Annotated in this window: 15 protein-coding genes; 9 read left to right on the top strand and 6 right to left on the bottom strand. The window is 70.4% G+C overall.

The window, feature by feature from the left end; translation table 11 throughout:
- Positions 1 to 29 precede the first annotated feature (29 nt).
- The 3 genes from ABD212_RS18105 to ABD212_RS18095 are packed head-to-tail and all read left to right on the top strand — an operon-like array spanning position 30 to position 1743.
- On the top strand, positions 30 to 371 hold the full coding sequence (locus tag ABD212_RS18105) for a gamma-glutamylcyclotransferase family protein (protein ID WP_344097398.1): 342 nt from the start codon (positions 30 to 32) through the stop codon (positions 369 to 371).
- A complete protein-coding gene (locus tag ABD212_RS18100; RefSeq protein ID WP_344097395.1) occupies positions 371 to 1276 on the top strand; it encodes an arginase family protein in 906 nt (301 codons plus the stop codon). Before ABD212_RS18105 ends, ABD212_RS18100 begins: the two co-directional genes overlap by 1 nt.
- Complete coding sequence (locus tag ABD212_RS18095; RefSeq protein ID WP_344097392.1) at positions 1273 to 1743, top strand: SixA phosphatase family protein; 471 nt, start codon at positions 1273 to 1275, stop codon at positions 1741 to 1743. Before ABD212_RS18100 ends, ABD212_RS18095 begins: the two co-directional genes overlap by 4 nt.
- Positions 1744 to 1782: 39 nt before the next feature.
- On the opposite strand, the gene hutI is transcribed toward ABD212_RS18095, so the two are convergent.
- The 3 genes from hutI to hutH are packed head-to-tail and all read right to left on the bottom strand — an operon-like array spanning position 1783 to position 6292.
- Positions 1783 to 3054 (bottom strand): imidazolonepropionase, encoded by a 1272-nt coding sequence (hutI, locus tag ABD212_RS18090; protein ID WP_344097389.1) that lies wholly within the window; start codon positions 3052 to 3054, stop codon positions 1783 to 1785.
- On the bottom strand, positions 3051 to 4730 hold the full coding sequence (gene hutU / locus ABD212_RS18085) for a urocanate hydratase (protein WP_344097386.1): 1680 nt from the start codon (positions 4728 to 4730) through the stop codon (positions 3051 to 3053). The genes hutI and hutU overlap by 4 nt, the downstream gene beginning before the upstream one ends.
- Positions 4727 to 6292 carry a histidine ammonia-lyase gene (gene hutH / locus ABD212_RS18080; protein ID WP_344097456.1) on the bottom strand — a complete coding sequence of 522 codons (1566 nt, stop codon included), beginning with the start codon at positions 6290 to 6292 and terminating at the stop codon, positions 4727 to 4729. Before hutH ends, hutU begins: the two co-directional genes overlap by 4 nt.
- Positions 6293 to 6353: 61 nt before the next feature.
- Between hutH and ABD212_RS18075 the strand changes: the two genes are divergently transcribed.
- Positions 6354 to 7160, top strand: a complete 807-nt coding sequence (locus ABD212_RS18075; protein ID WP_344097383.1) for an IclR family transcriptional regulator — start codon at positions 6354 to 6356, stop codon at positions 7158 to 7160.
- 67 nt (positions 7161 to 7227) lie between these two features.
- On the opposite strand, the gene ABD212_RS18070 is transcribed toward ABD212_RS18075, so the two are convergent.
- Complete coding sequence (locus tag ABD212_RS18070; protein ID WP_344097381.1) at positions 7228 to 8229, bottom strand: LacI family DNA-binding transcriptional regulator; 1002 nt, start codon at positions 8227 to 8229, stop codon at positions 7228 to 7230.
- A 198-nt stretch (positions 8230 to 8427) separates the two neighbouring features.
- On the opposite strand from ABD212_RS18070, the gene ABD212_RS18065 reads away from it, so the two are divergent.
- Genes ABD212_RS18065 through ABD212_RS18050 form a run of 4 tightly spaced genes read left to right on the top strand, consistent with a single transcriptional unit; the run spans position 8428 to position 13655 of the window.
- A complete protein-coding gene (locus ABD212_RS18065; RefSeq protein WP_344097379.1) occupies positions 8428 to 9693 on the top strand; it encodes a sugar ABC transporter substrate-binding protein in 1266 nt (421 codons plus the stop codon).
- Position 9694: 1 nt separating this feature from the next.
- Positions 9695 to 10834: a carbohydrate ABC transporter permease gene (locus ABD212_RS18060; protein ID WP_344097377.1), complete on the top strand. Its 1140-nt coding sequence runs from the start codon at positions 9695 to 9697 to the stop codon at positions 10832 to 10834.
- Positions 10831 to 11739: a carbohydrate ABC transporter permease gene (locus ABD212_RS18055; protein WP_344097375.1), complete on the top strand. Its 909-nt coding sequence runs from the start codon at positions 10831 to 10833 to the stop codon at positions 11737 to 11739. Before ABD212_RS18060 ends, ABD212_RS18055 begins: the two co-directional genes overlap by 4 nt.
- On the top strand, positions 11736 to 13655 hold the full coding sequence (locus tag ABD212_RS18050) for a glycogen debranching N-terminal domain-containing protein (protein WP_344097372.1): 1920 nt from the start codon (positions 11736 to 11738) through the stop codon (positions 13653 to 13655). The genes ABD212_RS18055 and ABD212_RS18050 overlap by 4 nt, the downstream gene beginning before the upstream one ends.
- A gap of 35 nt (positions 13656 to 13690) precedes the next feature.
- Here ABD212_RS18050 and ABD212_RS18045 read toward each other — a convergent pair whose 3' ends face one another.
- Together ABD212_RS18045 and ABD212_RS18040 are read right to left on the bottom strand one after the other, a co-directional pair.
- Positions 13691 to 14173, bottom strand: coding sequence for a YbaK/EbsC family protein (locus ABD212_RS18045; RefSeq protein ID WP_344097369.1), 483 nt, complete (start codon positions 14171 to 14173; stop codon positions 13691 to 13693).
- Between the two features lie 10 nt (positions 14174 to 14183).
- The gene (locus ABD212_RS18040) at positions 14184 to 14984 is read right to left on the bottom strand and encodes a methyltransferase domain-containing protein (protein WP_344097367.1); all 801 of its coding nucleotides are present in this window, start codon (positions 14982 to 14984) and stop codon (positions 14184 to 14186) included.
- Between the two features lie 153 nt (positions 14985 to 15137).
- Here ABD212_RS18040 and ABD212_RS18035 point away from each other — a divergent pair, with 153 nt between their 5' ends.
- Entirely contained in the window at positions 15138 to 16211 is a 1074-nt protein-coding gene (locus tag ABD212_RS18035; RefSeq protein ID WP_344097365.1) for a Glu/Leu/Phe/Val dehydrogenase family protein, read from the top strand.
- The last annotated feature ends 64 nt before the right edge of the window (positions 16212 to 16275 follow it).

The following is a 16275-nucleotide window of genomic DNA, read 5'->3' as shown; positions in this document are numbered from 1 at the left end:
AGGCGACCGCCGAGAGGTAGCCTGAAGCCGTGGCCGCCGACCAGCTCCTCTTCAGCTACGGGACCCTTCAGAATCCCGAGATGCAGCTCGACACGTTCGGGCGCCTGGTCGAGACCGAGGACGACGTGCTGCCGGGGTACACCGTCGACTACGCCGAGATCGAGGATGCCCGCCTAAACGGTCTGTCGGGTCCAACGGTGCTTCCGATCGTGCGGCCCACGGGCAACCCGCTCGACAAGGTCGTCGGCAAGGTGCTCCGGGTGACCGAGGACGAGCTCGATGCGTCCGACGAGTACGAGGTGGGGCTGTACCGACGCGCGTCGGTCGTGCTCGCCACCGGGCGCACGGCCTGGGTCTACGTGGCGAACTGATGGCTCTCGCGCACGATCCGCTGTGGCCCCGCGCGGGCGGATGGCCGGCATTCGACGACGTCGACGGCCGTATGGATGCCGTCATCCTCGGCGTTCCGACATGGCGCACGTCGCTCTCGCCGACGGGTGCGCATGCGACGCCGGGCGCCGTGCGCGAGGCGCTCGCCCGCTACAGTGCGACGCTGATCGGGCGGCCGTCGATCGACCTCGGCGAGGCACTGCGGATCGCCGACGCCGGAGACGTCGCCGAGCCCGATGGCCCGGAGGGTGAGGCATCCGTCCGCGAACGTGTGCGCGTCCTCGCCGCGCGCGCCGACCTCCTGGTCGCGCTCGGCGGAGACAACTCGGCGACGTACCCCGTCGCCCAGGGGGCCGGGGCGGGCGCCCTCATCACGATCGATGCCCACTACGATCTGCGCGACGGCGTGTCCAACGGGTCGCCGGTGCGACGGCTGGTCGAAGACGGACTGGAACCCCGCAGGATCGTGCAGCTCGGCATCGCCGACTTCGCGAATTCGGCCGCCTACGCGCGACGCGCGGCGGAATGGGGCATCACGGTCGTGACCATCGACGAGCTCCGCCGGCGCGGCGCGGCGGATGTCGCAGCGCAAGCGCTCGAAGTCGCCGGCGCCGGCGCGGGCGCCGGCGGCCGCGCAATACACCTCGACATCGATGTCGACGTGTGCGACCGATCGGTCGCGCCTGGCTGCCCCGCATCCGTGCCCGGAGGTCTCGCGGCGTGGGAGCTGCGCGCTCTCGTGCGAGCACTCGCCCGCGACGTGCGTCTGGCGAGCGCGGACATCGTCGAGGTCGACGCCACCGCCGATGCCCCTGATGCCCGGACGGTGCGCCTGGCGGCGCTGTGCGTCCTCGAGCTGCTCGCAGGAAAGGCCCTCCGTCCATGATCCGTCTCGCACTCATCCGTCACGCCAAGTCCGCCTGGGGTGACGAGACGCTCGACGACCACGACCGTCCGCTCGGCGATCGCGGCATGCGCGACGCCCCGCGCATGGCGAGGCGGCTCGCCGAGTCGGGCTTCCGCCCCGACGTCATCATCTCGAGCACCGCGGTGCGCGCACGCACGACGGCCGAGGCGTTCGCCGCCGAGCTGAAGATGGCCGTGACACTCGACCCCGAACTGTACGGGGCGTCCGCGAACACCCTTATCGCGACGGCTGCCGAGAGTGGGGCGCCCTCGGTCGCGCTTGTCGCCCACGATCCCGGAATGAGCGTCCTCGCCGCCCGGCTGTCAGGCGACCGTATCGAGCACATGCCGACCTGCGCGGTCGCGACGTTCGCCTGGAACGAGGACGACTGGGACGTCGTCGACGCGGTCGAGCCCACGGAGTGGACCTTCGACACGCCGCACTGACTCGGCGCAGGCAGCTCAGGTCGGGAGTCCTCCCGGCGCTCAGCCGGGCAAGCCGTCCTTCCACACCCGGGCGATGAGCGGAACGCCCGGCCGGTAGGCGAGGTGCGTGCGGGTCGGGGCATCCAGCAGCACGAGATCGGCACGATTTCCAGGGGCGATCACGCCGACGTCGCGGCGTCGCAGCGCCTGCGCACCCCCGGCGGTCGCCGCCCACACCGCCTCGGGGGTCGTCATCCCCATCTCGCGCACCGCGAGTGCGATCATGAGCGGCATCGAGCTGGTGAAGCTCGAGCCCGGGTTGCAGTCGCTCGCGAGCGCGACGGTGACGCCGGCGTCGATGAGCCGGCGGGCGTCGGGATACGGCTGCCGCGTCGAGAACTCGACGCCAGGCAGCAGGGTCGCGACCGTGCCGGATCCGGCGAGGGCCGCGACATCCGCTTCCTCGAGGTACGTGCAGTGGTCGACGGATGCCGCGCCCAGCGCGACTGCCAGGCGCACGCCTTCTCCTGGGCCGAGCTGGTTGCCGTGGACGCGGGCCTCCAGTCCGTGCGCGATCCCGGCCGCGAGCACGCGCTCGCTTTCATCGCGGTCGAAGGCGCCCCGCTCGCAGAACACGTCGATCCATCGCGCGTGCGGCGCGCAGGCGTGGAGCATCTCGCCGCAGACGAGGTCGATGTACTCCTCCCGACGTTCCGCGTAGTCCGCCGGCACGACGTGTGCACCGAGGAAGGTGACTTCGGGTGTGACCTCCGCGGCGAGACGCGCGAGACGGGCCTCGTCGTGAACGGTCAGCCCGTAGCCGGTCTTGATCTCGAACGTCGTGGTTCCCTGAGCCCGCAGCTCGGCCACGAAGCCGGCCAGCCGCGTCCGGAGCTCGTCGTCGGTCGCCGCGCGGGTCGCGAGGACCGTCCGCCGTATTCCGCCGGCGGCATACGGCGTGCCCGCCATACGAGCCTCGAACTCGTCGGCGCGGTCTCCGCCGAACACGAGGTGGGTGTGGCTGTCGACGAACCCCGGGATGACGGCACGACCTCCGGCATCCACGACGCTCACGTCGGTTCGGCGCGTCTCGTCTCGGCGCTGCGCGCCTCGCGCAACGACCGAAGGCGCTCCCTCACCGGGCGAGGACTGGTCGGTGGTCGAGCGGGCGAAGCGAGACGACACGTGCTTCGCATCGGCGGCGGCTCCGACCCACGCGATCCGGTCTCCCTCGATCAGGACCGCGGCGTCGATGCGAGTGCCGCATGCGTCACCGTCGAGCGCGACGTTCGTCGTCAGCTCGCCGATGTTCGTGATGAGCGTCCCGCTCACAGCATCGGCACCTTCAGGCCGCGCTCGCGCGCGACCTCCTTCGCGCGGTCGTAGCCCGCATCGACGTGCCGCATGACCCCGGTTCCCGGGTCGTTGGTGAGCACGCGCTCCAGCTTCTCGGCCGCGAGCGCGGTGCCGTCGGCGACCGTGACCTGTCCGGCATGTATGCTGCGCCCGATGCCGACGCCGCCGCCATGATGGATCGAGACCCACGAGGCGCCGCTCGAGGTGTTGAGGAGTGCGTTCAGCAGCGGCCAGTCGGCGATGGCGTCCGACCCATCGGCCATGGCCTCGGTCTCACGGTAGGGCGAGGCCACCGAGCCGGAGTCGAGGTGATCGCGACCGATCACGATCGGGGCGGACAGCTCGCCCGACGCGACCATCTCGTTGAACTTCAGTCCAGCGAGGTGGCGCTCCTTGTAGCCCAGCCAGCAGATCCGTGCGGGCAGCCCCTCGAAATGCACGGCCTCGCCGGCCTTGTCGAGCCAGCGGACCAGCCCCGCGTCGTCGGGGAAGAGCGCCTTCACGGCCTCGTCGGTCTTGCGGATGTCCTCCGGGTCTCCCGACAGGGCCACCCAGCGGAAGGGCCCACGGCCTTCGGCGAACTGCGGGCGGATGTACGCCGGGACGAACCCGGGGAACTCGAACGCCCGCTCGAAGCCGCCGAGCTGCGCCTCGCGGCGGATCGAGTTGCCGTAGTCGAAGACCTCGGCTCCGCCGTCCTGGAACCCGACCATCGCGGCGACGTGCTTCGCCATGCTGCCGCGTGCTCGGGCCGTGAAGCCCTCGGGGTCGGCCTCGGCCTCGCGCTTCCAGTCCTCGAACGCGATGCCTACCGGCAGGTAGGCGAGCGGATCGTGGGCGCTGGTCTGGTCCGTCACGATGTCGATCGGGATGCCGCGCAGCAGCAGATCGCCGAAGACCTCGGCGGCGTTGCCGACCACGCCCACGGACAGCGCCTCCCCGGCGTTCTTCGCAGCGACGACGCGCTCGATGGCGGCGTCGAGGTCGGTCGTGTACTCATCGAGGTAGCCGTGCTCGACGCGACGCGCAAGACGCGACTCGTCGACGTCGACGATGAGCACAGCGCCGCCGTTCAGGGTCACGGCGAGCGGCTGCGCGCCGCCCATGCCGCCGCATCCGGCCGTCAAGGTCAGTGTGCCGGCCAGCGACTCGCGGCCGAGCGACCGAGCGACCGCGGCGAACGTCTCGTAGGTGCCCTGCAGGATGCCCTGCGTGCCGATGTAGATCCACGATCCGGCGGTCATCTGGCCGTACATCGTGAGCCCGAGCTCCTCGAGCCGGCGGAATTCGGGCCACGTCGCCCAGTCACCCACGAGGTTCGAGTTGGCGATCAGCACGCGCGGCGCCCATTCGTGAGTGCGGAAGACGCCGACCGGCTTGCCCGATTGGACGAGCAGCGTCTCATCGGGCTCGAGCTCGTCGAGCGTGCGGACGATGGCGTCATAGGCCTCCCACGTGCGCGCCGCCTTGCCGGTGCCGCCGTAGACGACCAGGTCCTCGGGGTGCTCCGCCACCTCGGGGTCGAGGTTGTTCATGAGCATGCGCTTGGCGGCCTCGGCGCCCCAGCTCTTCGCGGTGCGCTCTGCACCGCGCGCGGCGCGGACGACGCGGCCGCCGGTCGAAACGGTGGCCGATCCTGTCGAAACGGTCATGACTGTGCTCCTTCGTGTGCGGCCCGGGCGACCTGGCCGGAGAGGACCAGCTCGGTCACCGCCTCCATGTCGGGTGAGAGATGCCGGTCGGCTCCGGGCCCTTCGGCCACGGTGCGGACCAGGTCGCGAACAGCCCCCGTTGCCGGACCGGATTCGAGGGGTGCCCGCAGGTCGAGAGCCCGGGCGCTGGTGAGCACCTCGATCGCGAGGACGCGGGCGAGTCCGTCGATGCCGCGCCGCAGCTTGCGGGCGGCGGCCCAGCCCATCGAGACGTGGTCCTCCTGCATCGCCGAGGACGGGATCGAGTCGACGGATGCCGGCACTGCGAGCCGCTTCAGCTCGGACACGATCCCGGCCGCGGCGTACTGCGCGATCATGAGCCCGGAGTCGACGCCGACCTCGTGCGCGAGGAACGGCGGCAGCCCGTGGCTGCGCGCCGGGTCGAGGGCGCGGTCGGTGCGGCGCTCCGAGATCGAGGCGACATCCGCGACGGCGATCGCGAGGAAGTCGAGGACGTACGCGACGGGGGCACCGTGGAAGTTGCCATTGGACTCCACCCGGCCGTCGTCGGTGATGACCGGGTTGTCGACGGCCGACGCCAGCTCGCGGGACCCGACCGTGCGTGCGTACTCCACGGTGTCGCGGGCGGCGCCGTGCACCTGCGGCGAGCAGCGCAGCGAGTACGCGTCCTGCACACGGGTGCAGACCGCAGGGTCCCGGTGCGAGGCCATGATCGGCGAGTCCGCGAGGAAGGCTCGCAGATTCGCAGCGGATGCCCCCTGCCCGATCTGCGGCCGCAGTGCCATGAGGTCGGCCGCGAACACGGCATCCGTCCCCAGCTGACTCTCGATCGACATCGCGGCGGCCGCATCGGCGGTGTCGAGCAGCACCGAGAGATCGTGCAGGGCCAGCAGCAGCATCCCGAGCATGCCGTCCGTGCCGTTGATGAGGGCCAGTCCCTCCTTCTCGCGCAGTTCGAGCGGGGTGATGGATGCCGCAGCCAGCGCCTCGCCCGCATCCATGAGCCGGCCCTCGGCGTCGCGGACCTGCCCCTCGCCCATGGCGGCGAGCGCGACGTGCGACAGCGGGGCGAGATCGCCCGAGCAGCCGAGCGATCCGTACTCGCGGACGATCGGCGTGATGCCCGAGTTCAGCATCGCGGCGTACGTCTCGACGACGACGGGGCGCACGCCGGTGTGGGCGGTCGCCAGCGTCTGCAGCCGCAGCAGCTGCAGCGCCCGCACGACCTCCCGCTCCACCTCGGGTCCGGTGCCGGCGGCGTGCGAGCGGATGAGACTCGCCTGCAGCTGCAGCCGGCGCTCGGGGGCGATGAACGTCGTCGCGAGCGCTCCGAACCCGGTGGAGATGCCGTAGTGCGGCTCGGGGTCGTCCGCGAGCCCCTCGACGAGCGCGCGGGATGCCGCGACCCGCGCCATCGCGCCGGCGTCGAGCTCGACGCGCGCATCGTGGCGAGCGACGGCGACGACGTCTTCGCCGCGCAGCGGGGCCGCGCCGACGACGATGGTGTCCAGGGCGCCCATGGTTTCGGTGACGGTGGTCATGCGTCGATTCCACACCGTCCCCGTCGCGCTGGACAGGCCGGCGTGACATCCTGTGTCTGTCATGCCAGACATCCTTCCGAATCCCCTCGCACCCGCGAGACCGCAGGTTCCCGCCGCCGAGCAGACGCTGCGGATCCTCGCGTTCCTCGCGCGCCAGCGCGGTCCGGTGGCGGCGGCGACCCTCGCGACGCAGCTCGGAATCCCGCGCTCGAGCGTCTACCACCTGCTTGCGACTCTGGAGCAGCACGGGTTCGTGGTCCACGTCGCCTCGGAGCGCCGCTGGGGCCTCGGCACCGCCGCGTTCGAACTCGCCGGCGGCTACGCGCGTCAGCAGCCGCTCGCCCGGCTCGGCCGGCCGCTCGTCGCGGGGCTCGCGGATCGCACCGGGGAGAGCGCGCATCTGGCCGTCATGACCGGCAGCGACGTCCTCTACATCGTCGAGGAACGCGCCCCGCGCCGCCCGGCGCTCGTCACCGACGTCGGGGTTCGCCTGCCCGCGCACCTCACCGCGACCGGGCGGGCGATGCTCGCCGCCCTGCCTCGCGAGCAGGTGCGGGCGCTGTATCCGGATGCCGCGTCCTTCGCCGACCGCACCGGCCGCGGTCCGCGCGGGCCGGGCGAGCTGCGCGAAGTGCTGCGCCAGGTTCGCGCAGCCGGTCATGCGACCGAGGACGGGGAAGTCACGCTGGGCCTGCGCTCCGTCGCCGCCTCCGTGCACGATCACACCGGGTGGCCCGTCGCCGCGATGGCGGTCACCTGGCCGGACGACGGCGTCCATGACGCCGAGCGATTCGCCGCACTCGTGACGGATGCCGCGGCCGAACTCGGCCGGCGGCTCTACGGATCCGGCGTCGGGGGCGGGCGGTAGATTCCGACCAGGAGGACCCGATGTCCAGCGTCTACAGCGCGGCCCGCCTCCGCGTGACCGGGGCCGTTCAGCGCACGACGAGCCTGGGAGTGACGAGCACGTGCGCGAGGCCCGAGGGGTGCGGCGCGACGACGTTGCCGGTAGGCCCCATCAGCAGCTCGAGGGTTCCCGCTGCGACCCGCTCAGGCAGCTGCTCGACACTGCTGATGCCCAGCGCCTCGACGGCGGGCGTGTTGTCGAAGCCGACGACGGGAAGCCGCGGGATGCCGGCGTCGACCGCCGCGAGATGAACGCCGATCGCGAGCGAGTCGCTCGCGCAGACGACCGCGTCGGCCTGCCGGCCCCCGAGCGCCTCGGTGACGGCATCGCGGGCGACAGCGACATCGTCCACTGCGGTCCAGCGAGGCCCGGAGGTGCGCGCCGCGGCCATCGCCTCGCTCCAGCCGCGCTCCCGGTCATCGCCGGTGCCTGACCCGGACGGCCAGCCGAGGAACGCCACGCGGGGCCCGGCGATCGACAGCGCGTGCTCGGTCGCGGCGCGTGTGCCGGCCGCACCGTCGACGTCCACCCACGGGTGGGACGGCTGCCCGACGTCGTCGTCGCCCCACGGCCGGCCGAACGAGACGAACGGCAGGCCGCGCCGGTGCAGCCAGCCTGTCCGCGGATCGCCGTAGAACGTGCCGGTGATCACGACGGCGTCGACCTCGGCACGGTCGGCGAGCTCGGCGAGCCGCGCGAGCTCCTCTTCGGGCGTCCGTGCCGCGTACACCAGCATTCGCATGCCGCGATCGCCGGCGTGCTCGGTGAGCGCGTGGACGAACCGGTCCAGCACCACCCCCGACACTCCCCCGGCGTAGGGATCGAGATGGATGCCGATGGTCGAGCTACGTCGGGTGCGCAGCATCCGCGCCGCGGCGTGCGGACGGTAGCCGAGGTCGGCGATCGCGGATTCGACGCGCTGCCGGGTGGAGTCCTTCACGATCGACGGCGTGTTGAGGACGTTCGAAACCGTCTGGCGGCTCACGCCTGCGACGCGCGCCACGTCGTCGACGGTGGGCGACTTCGCCATCCGGACCTCCTCGTCCCCAGCGATTCATGAACGTTCAAATCGTTATCCTATGGCGCAGTCAATCGGGTTGACAGCCCCTGAACCGCGGTCGTAGCGTGATCGATGGCGGCGGACTTTGATCGTTCCAATTCTTGCTTGGAAGGATCCAGAGGCAGCTCAGGGTCGGTCGTCGAGCCTGACTCATCAAAGGAGAGAGACATGACACGGCACACGATGCGCGCCGCCCTCGGAGCCGGCGCGCTCCTCATCACGGGAGCACTCGCGCTTTCGGGCTGCGGCGGCTCCGGCTTCAACAAACCGGCCGACACCGGAACCAGCGGGGCGAGCGCGCTGACATCGTCGAACGACCCGCTCACGCTCTTGATCGGCTCGAGCGGCGAGGCCGAGACCACAGCAGTCGAGAACGCGGTCGCGGCGTGGTCGAAGGATTCGGGCGTCAAGGCGACTGTCCAGGTGGCGAACGACCTGAACCAGCAGCTCGCACAGGGCTTCGCGGCGGGCTCCCCGCCGGACCTGTTCTATCTGTCGCCCGACTTCATCGCCGGCTACGTGAAAAACGGCTCGCTCAAGGCGTACGGCGACCTGCTGAAGAACAAGGACGACTTCTATCCTTCGCTTGTCAAGAACTTCACCGTGAACGGCGACTTCTACTGCGCCCCGAAAGACTTCTCGACGCTCGCACTGATCATCAACAACGACCTGTGGTCGAAGGCGGGGCTGACGGCTGCCGACATCCCGAAAACGTGGGATGACCTCACGACGGTCAGCAAGAAGCTCACGGCAAATGGCGTCGTCGGACTCGCCTTCGGTGGTGAGTATGCGCGCATCGGCACGTTCATGGCCCAAGCGAGCGGCGGCGGACTCGTGGTCGACGGCAAGGCCGTGGCCAACAGCCAGCAGAACGTCGATGCTCTGAACTACGTGAAAGAAGGCCTCAACGCCGGCAACTTCGCCTACGCCAAGGACGTCGGCGCAGGCTGGGGCGGCGAGGCCTTCGGCAAGCAGTCGGCCGCGATGGTGATCGAGGGCAACTGGATCGGCGGTGCGATGACAGCCGACTACCCGAACATCAAATATACGGTCGCCGAGCTCCCTGCCGGTGCGGCCGGGCAGGGCACCCTGCAGTTCACCAACTGCTGGGGCATGGCAGCCGACAGCCCGAACCAGAAGGCCGCGCTCAACCTCGTCGAGTACCTGACGTCGAAGGATCAGCAGCTGGCGTTCTCGAAGGCCTTCGGTCCGATGCCGTCGATCCAATCGGCAGCTGAGCAGTGGAGCAGCGAGAACCCCGACCTGACGGCGTTCCTCAAGGGCGCGGACTACGCGCAGTATCTGCCGAACGAGGCCGGTGCGAACGAGGTCATCGCCGACTTCAACGCGCAGCTTGAAGGCCTGAAGACCGGTGACCCGAAGGCGATACTCGACTCGGTGCAGACGAACCTCGAGGCCGTGGTCGGCGGCTGACATGACCGACCGGGTCAAGACCCCTCGCCGCGCCGGATCCTCCGGGATCCGGCGTGGCGAGGGCCTCGCCGGGTGGATCTTCACGGCCCCAGTGATCATCATCCTCGGCCTCTTCCTCTTCATCCCGGTGCTCATGGCGCTGTGGGTGAGCTTCTCGGACTGGAATGGCCGTGGCAGCCCCCTGTCTCCCGGTGTCAGCTTCGTCGGACTGGCGAACTACGCCGATGTCACGACCGGCGGCGGCCTCACCGAGCGCAACTTCGGCCTGTCGCTGCGCAACAATGCTTGGTACGTGGCGCTCGTCGTGCCGCTGCAGACGGCTTTGTCTCTCTTCCTAGCGGTCCTCGTCAGTCGCGCGGTCCTCCGCGGGCGCGGCTTCTTCCGAACTTCCTTCTTCTTCCCGTCCGTGACGAGTTCCGTCGCGATCACGATCCTGTGGCTCTTCCTCTTCGCGAAGTTCGGCGTCGTGAACGCCGTCCTGGCGCGGATCGGAATCAACGGACCGAACTGGTTCCACGAACCACGCGGAATCATCCACCTCGCTTTGGGAAGGGGGCCGCTCGACGGCCCCCAATGGCTGCTGACGAACAAGTTCCTCGGCGTCACGTGGTGGGAGTGGCTCGCGGGGCCGTCAGTCGCGATGACCGCCTTCATCCTGATGGGCATCTTCACGACGAGCGGCACATTCATGCTCCTTTTCGTCGCGGCACTTCAGAACGTCGGAGTCGAGCTCGGCGAAGCCGCGATGATGGATGGCGCGAACGGGTGGCAGCGATTCTGGCGCATCACGCTTCCCCAGCTTCGACCCACGATCTTCACAGTGCTGACCCTGGGTCTGATCGGCTGCTGGCAGGTGTTCGATCAGATCTACACCGGCACCCAGGGCGGACCGGCGAAGACCACTCTGACTCCGGCTTACCTCTCCTACCAAGCGGCGTTCGAGAATCAGAAATGGGGACAGGGTTCCGCCATCGCGTTCATCCTGTTCCTCATCATCATCGTGTTCACCCTCTTCCAGCGCTGGGTGCTCCGTGAGCGTCCCGTGTCGAAGCGTCGGGCGCGCAAGTATCAGGTGAAGGGTCAGCCGCCGGTCCCGCCGTCTCGCACCCCGGAACTCGTGAAGGGATCGACGCCATCATGACCATCACACCCGTTGCCGTCGCCGACACGGCCGTCGTCACGTCGCCGCGCCCGCGCGCTCGGCGCCCGCGGCTGACCGTGAGGTCGGTCGGCGGTCAGGTGCTGCTCTATGCGACCCTGATCGTTCTCGCGATCATCTACATCTATCCGTTCCTCGTGCAGGTGGCGACGTCCTTCAAGACGGATGCGGAGGCCACGGCGGACCCGATCTCGCTGATTCCGTCGGTCTGGTCGTTCGCGGCGTACGAGCTGCTGTTCTCACGGAGCGACTTCCCCCTGTGGTTCGCCAACTCCGCGATCGTCACCATCTTCGTCACGCTGGGACGCGTCTTCTTCGTGTCACTGGCGGGTTACGCGTTGGCGCGGCTTCATTTCCGTGGCCGGGCCGTGATCTTCGCCGCGGTCGTCGGGGTCATGGCCGTTCCCGGCGTCGTTCTGCTCATCCCGAAGTTCCTGGTCCTGAACCAGATCGGAATCTACGACTCCTACGCGGGCATGATCCTGCCGCTGCTGGTGGACGCGGCGGGCATCTTCATCATGAAGAACTTCTTCGAATCGATCCCGGTGTCGGTCGAGGAGCAGGCCCGGATCGACGGCGCGGGGGCCTTCCGGGTCTTCTGGTCGGTCGTCCTGCCGATGGCACGGCCCGCACTCATAGCGATCATCATCCTCTCGTTCCAAGGGTCGTGGAACGAGCTGAACCACTTCATCGTGTCGACGCAGTCCCCGGCGCTCACCACCCTGACGAAAGGCGTCGCGTCCCTCGCCTCCGGTCAGCTCAGCCAGGGCAACCAGTTCCCCATCAAGCTGGCAGCTGCCGCGATCATGACCATCCCCGTGGCTGTGATGTTCTTCATCTTCCAGAAGCGGATCATGAACACGAGCGAGGGGGCTGAGAAGGGATGACGGACCCGCCCCTTCACGGTTCGCCGCTGCAGCCGCTCCTGAGCGACGCGGTCATCACGCTGCGAGCACCGACTCAGGTGTGGTCGGCGGCTTCCGGCGATCTCGGCTCGGCGGCGATCCACGGCGTCTACCACGGTGACGTCCGGCACGTGCGCGCGGCGGTGCTCACCTGCGACGGAGACCCGCCGGAGTGGATCTCGGTGTCGCCGGACGGCCCATCGCGCGTCGTCTTCGGCGGTCTCCTGCGCGCTCTCGACGACCCGTCTGCGGACCCGAAGGTGCGGCTGCTGCGGGAGCGTGTCGTCGCGGACGGCGCCGTCGGCGAGACGGTTACCATCGTGTCGCGGCTCACGCGCGCGCTCGAGACGACGCTCCGGCTGCGGGTGGTGCCCGACTTCGCCCCCATGCAGGAGATCAAGGCGGGCATCGCGACGGCACGACCCTGGGACGCGACGGGCGCGATCGGCGTGGACGCTCCCTTCAGGGTGACCTCCGGCATCCAGTCGTTCACGATCGCCGCGCCCGGCGCTGACCTGCAGACCGACGAGGGAGCACTGGTCCTCACGTGGGATCTGCGCGTGGGTCCCGCCGCGACTGCGGCGGTCTCGTGGTCTTTGACGCTCGAAGACCCCTCCCTCGTCGTGCAGGGGGCGGGCGGCGCGACCGATGTCGCCGCGCTGCGGGACGACAGTCCGCGGGACTCCCGCATCACGCGATGGCAGGATGCCGCCCTCGGCGACCTCGACGCGCTGCGGCTGGCGCTGCCCGACCATCCGGAGGACGAGTTCTACGCCGCAGGGGCGCCATGGTTCTTCACTCTCTTCGGGCGCGACTCGCTCTGGGCGGCACGCCTCGCGCTGCCGGTCGACGCCGGGATCGCGGCATCCACCCTGCGCGTGCTCGCCCGCCTGCAGGGCGAGCGCGTCGACACTTCGACGGCGGAGCAGCCCGGAAAGATCCCGCACGAGCTGCGCAGCGCCCCGCTGGCGCTGCCGAGCGAAGAGGTGCTGCTGCCGCCGCTGTACTACGGAACGGTCGATGCGACCCTGCTCTGGGTGTGCCTGCTCGCTGAGGCCTTCGATGCCGGGATGCCGCGCGACGAGGTCATCGCGCTGCTGCCCGCGCTGCGCGCCGCCCTCGCCTGGATGACCGACTACGGCGACGGGTCGGGCCACGGCTTCATCGACTACATCGACCAGACGGGGCACGGTCTCGCCAACCAGGGCTGGAAGGACTCGGGCGACTCGATCCAGTGGCGCGACGGATCGCTCGCCCAGGGACCGATCGCGCTGTGCGAAGTGCAGGGCTACGCGTATGAAGCGGCGCGGCGCGGCGCGGACGCCCTCGATGCGCTCGCCGAGCCGGGCGGCGACGCCCTGCGCGACTGGGCCGCCGCCCTGCGCGAGCGCTTCCGCCGGGTGTTCTGGGTCGAGACGCCCGAGGGCCGTTATCCCGGCATCGCGCTCGACGCCGATCAGCGACCGGTCGACACGCTCACCAGCAACATCGGCCACCTGATCGGAACGGGAATCCTCGATCCCGACGAGGAATCGCACATCGCCTCGCTCCTGCTCGGCCCATCGATGTCGTCGGGGTTCGGCATCCGCACGATGTCGACCGCTGCGGCCGGCTACTGGCCGCTGAGCTACCACGGCGGCAGCGTCTGGGCGCACGACACCGCCATAGCGGTGCACGGGATGTCGCGCGCCGGGCTTCGCGACGAGGCTCTGCAGGTCGTCGACGGACTGCTCGCGGCGGCGGAGGGTTTCGGCTTCCGCGTGCCGGAACTGTATTCCGGCGACCCCGCGTCCGAGACCCGTGCCCCCACGCCCTATCCCGCCGCGTGTCGGCCGCAGGCGTGGTCGGCGGCGGCCGCCATCGCGTGCGCGGCGGCTGTCCGCGTCGTGCGCATCTAACCCGCGCCGCCCGGGCCAGCCGGCGTCGCGCGCGGTTAGCCCGCGTCGACCTTCGACACGGTGCCGCCGGTCAGCCGCAGGAGTTCATCGAAGGTGAGCGGGAAAACCGTGTGCGGCGTCCCCGCCGCCGCCCAGATCTGCGGGTACGCGGCGAGGTGCTCGTCCACGATCGTCGTGAGCGGCCGCGGATGCCCCGTCGGGGCCACGCCGCCGATCGCCTGACCGGTCGCCTCCCGCACCTGCTCGGGCGTGGCCCGCTGGATCCTCGTGCGGCCGATCCGCTCCGCCAGTGCGGTCGTGTCCACGCGGTGCGCGCCGCTCGTCATGACCAGCAGCGGCTCGTCGTCGGACCAGAACACCAGGCTGTTGGCGATCGCGCCGACGTCGATCCCGAGCGCCGCCGCGGCCAGGGGCGCGGTGGACGCGGCATCCGGCAGCACGACGATCCGCCCTTCGATGCCTGCAGCGCGGAGCGAGTCGTGGACGAGGCGGCTTCGGGCGGGGAGGTGCTCGGTCACGCGAGCCAGCCTAGCCGCGGGCGAGCGCCTCGCCGTGCGGCAGCAGCAGCCAGCCGTCCTCGGCGGCGGCCCACTCGCGCCAGCCCGCCGAGATCCGCTCGAGTCCGGCGCGATCGGTGATGCCGTGGCTCTGCGCATGGTCGGCGAACGAGGACTGCACGGCCCGGTCGGCCCACATCCCGCCCCACCAGGCGCGGTCCGCAGGCGCCTCGAACAGCCACACCGATGCGGAGGCGGCGACCTCGGCGAATCCGGCTTCGCGCGTCCAGGACTTGAGCAGGCGCCCGGCCGCCGGCTCGCCCGTGACCGCGCGGTGTGTCCGCAGGTATACATCCAGCCACTCGTCGAGTCCGGGCAGCCGCGGATGCCAGATCACACCCTCATAATCGACATCCCTCACCGCGACCACCCCGTCGGGCGAGAGCACCCGGCGGAACTCGCGCAGCGCATCGACCGGGCGCGCCAGATGCTGCAGCACCTGGTGAGCGTGGACCACGTCGTAGCCGCCCTCGGGACGCTCCAGCGCGTAGGCGTCCCCGACGATGAACTCGACGCTGCGGACACCCTCGGCCACCGCGAGCGCCGCTGCCTGTGCGACCACGTCGGCCGCGGCATCCACCCCCGTCACCGCGCCGGGCGACACCAGCCGCGCGATATCCAGCGTGATGGTGCCCGGCCCGGCGCCGACGTCGAGCACCGTGAGCCCCCGTCGAAGGTGCGGCAGCAGGTAGGCGGCGGAGTTCTCCGCCGTGCGCCAGGCGTGCGACCGCAGCACGCTCTCGTGGTGTCCGTGGGTGTACTGCTCCGCCATGCACCGAGATTAGCCTCCCTGACTGCGCATTATGCGCAATCCACGGCGAGGTGGTTGAACACTCCGTCAGCCAGTGGTGCAATAGACGGTGGATGCCGCAAAGCCGCGGCACCGCGACACGGCGCCCACAAGGCCAGCCGGAAGGAACATGCGATGACGCACACCCTGCCTCTTCCCGACTTCACCCACGAACGTGTGGAGGTGATCACCGGACGACGCAGCGGCCTGTTCATCACCGTCGCCCTGCACTCGTCCGTGCTCGGCTCGGCGCTCGGCGGCGCGCGGCTGTGGACGTACCCGCACTGGAGCGACGCTCTCGGCGACGCCCTGCGACTCTCGGCGGCCATGACCCTGAAGAACGCCGCGGCGGGCCTGGATGCCGGTGGCGGCAAGTCCGTCATCGCCCTCGGTCCGGGCGAGACCCTCGACCACGAGCGCCGCCGCGCCGCCTTCCTCGACCTCGGCGACGCCGTCGAGTCGCTGCACGGGCTATACCGGACCGCCGAAGACGTCGGATCGACGACGGAGGACATGCTGGTGGTCAGCGAGCGCACCGAGCACGTCGTGGGACTCCCCGACGCGGTCGGCGGCTCGGGCGAGCCCGCCGGGCCCACGAGCCTCGGCGTCTACGAGTCGCTGCGTGCCACCCTCGAGCGCGTCGCCGGCAGCGGGGGTGTCGCCGGCCGTCGCATCACGATCTCGGGACTCGGCCAGGTCGGCGGCCGGCTGGCGGTCCGGCTCGCCGCGGAGGGCGCGGCGCTCACCATCACCGACGTCAACCCGGCCAAGCGCGATCTCGCCCTCGATCTCGGCGCCGCGTGGGCTGTGCCGGGCGAGGAGCACCTTGTTCCCGCCGACGTCTTCGTACCGGCCGGGATCGGCGGTCTGCTCACCGACGACGTGATCGACGCGCTGGACGCGAAGGCCGTGTGCGGCCCGGCGAACAACCCTCTCGCCGATCGCAGCGGCGCCGCGCGGCTCGCCGGTCGCGGCATCCTGTATGCGCCCGACTTCGTGGTCAACGCGGGCGGTGTCATCTACCTCGACCTCGAGGCGAAGCACCTCGGCAGCCGCGGCGAGATCATGGAGCGTGTCGCGGCGATCGGCGACACCGTCCGCCGCATCTTCGACGAAGCGGAAGCCCGAGGTGTGACCCCGCTCGAAGCCGCCGAGGGACTCGCGGCGGAGCGGCTCGGCCGCGGAGCGCGCGAGCACTCGCTGGCCTGATCGATCGGGGATCTCGACGAAGGACTCGAACAGGGCATCCGATGTAGCAACCGGCCGTACTGAG

The sequence above is a fragment of the Microbacterium deminutum genome, from assembly GCF_039530205.1.
Classification (GTDB): domain Bacteria; phylum Actinomycetota; class Actinomycetes; order Actinomycetales; family Microbacteriaceae; genus Microbacterium; species Microbacterium deminutum.
This window is presented reverse-complemented; position numbering and strand designations above follow the sequence as displayed.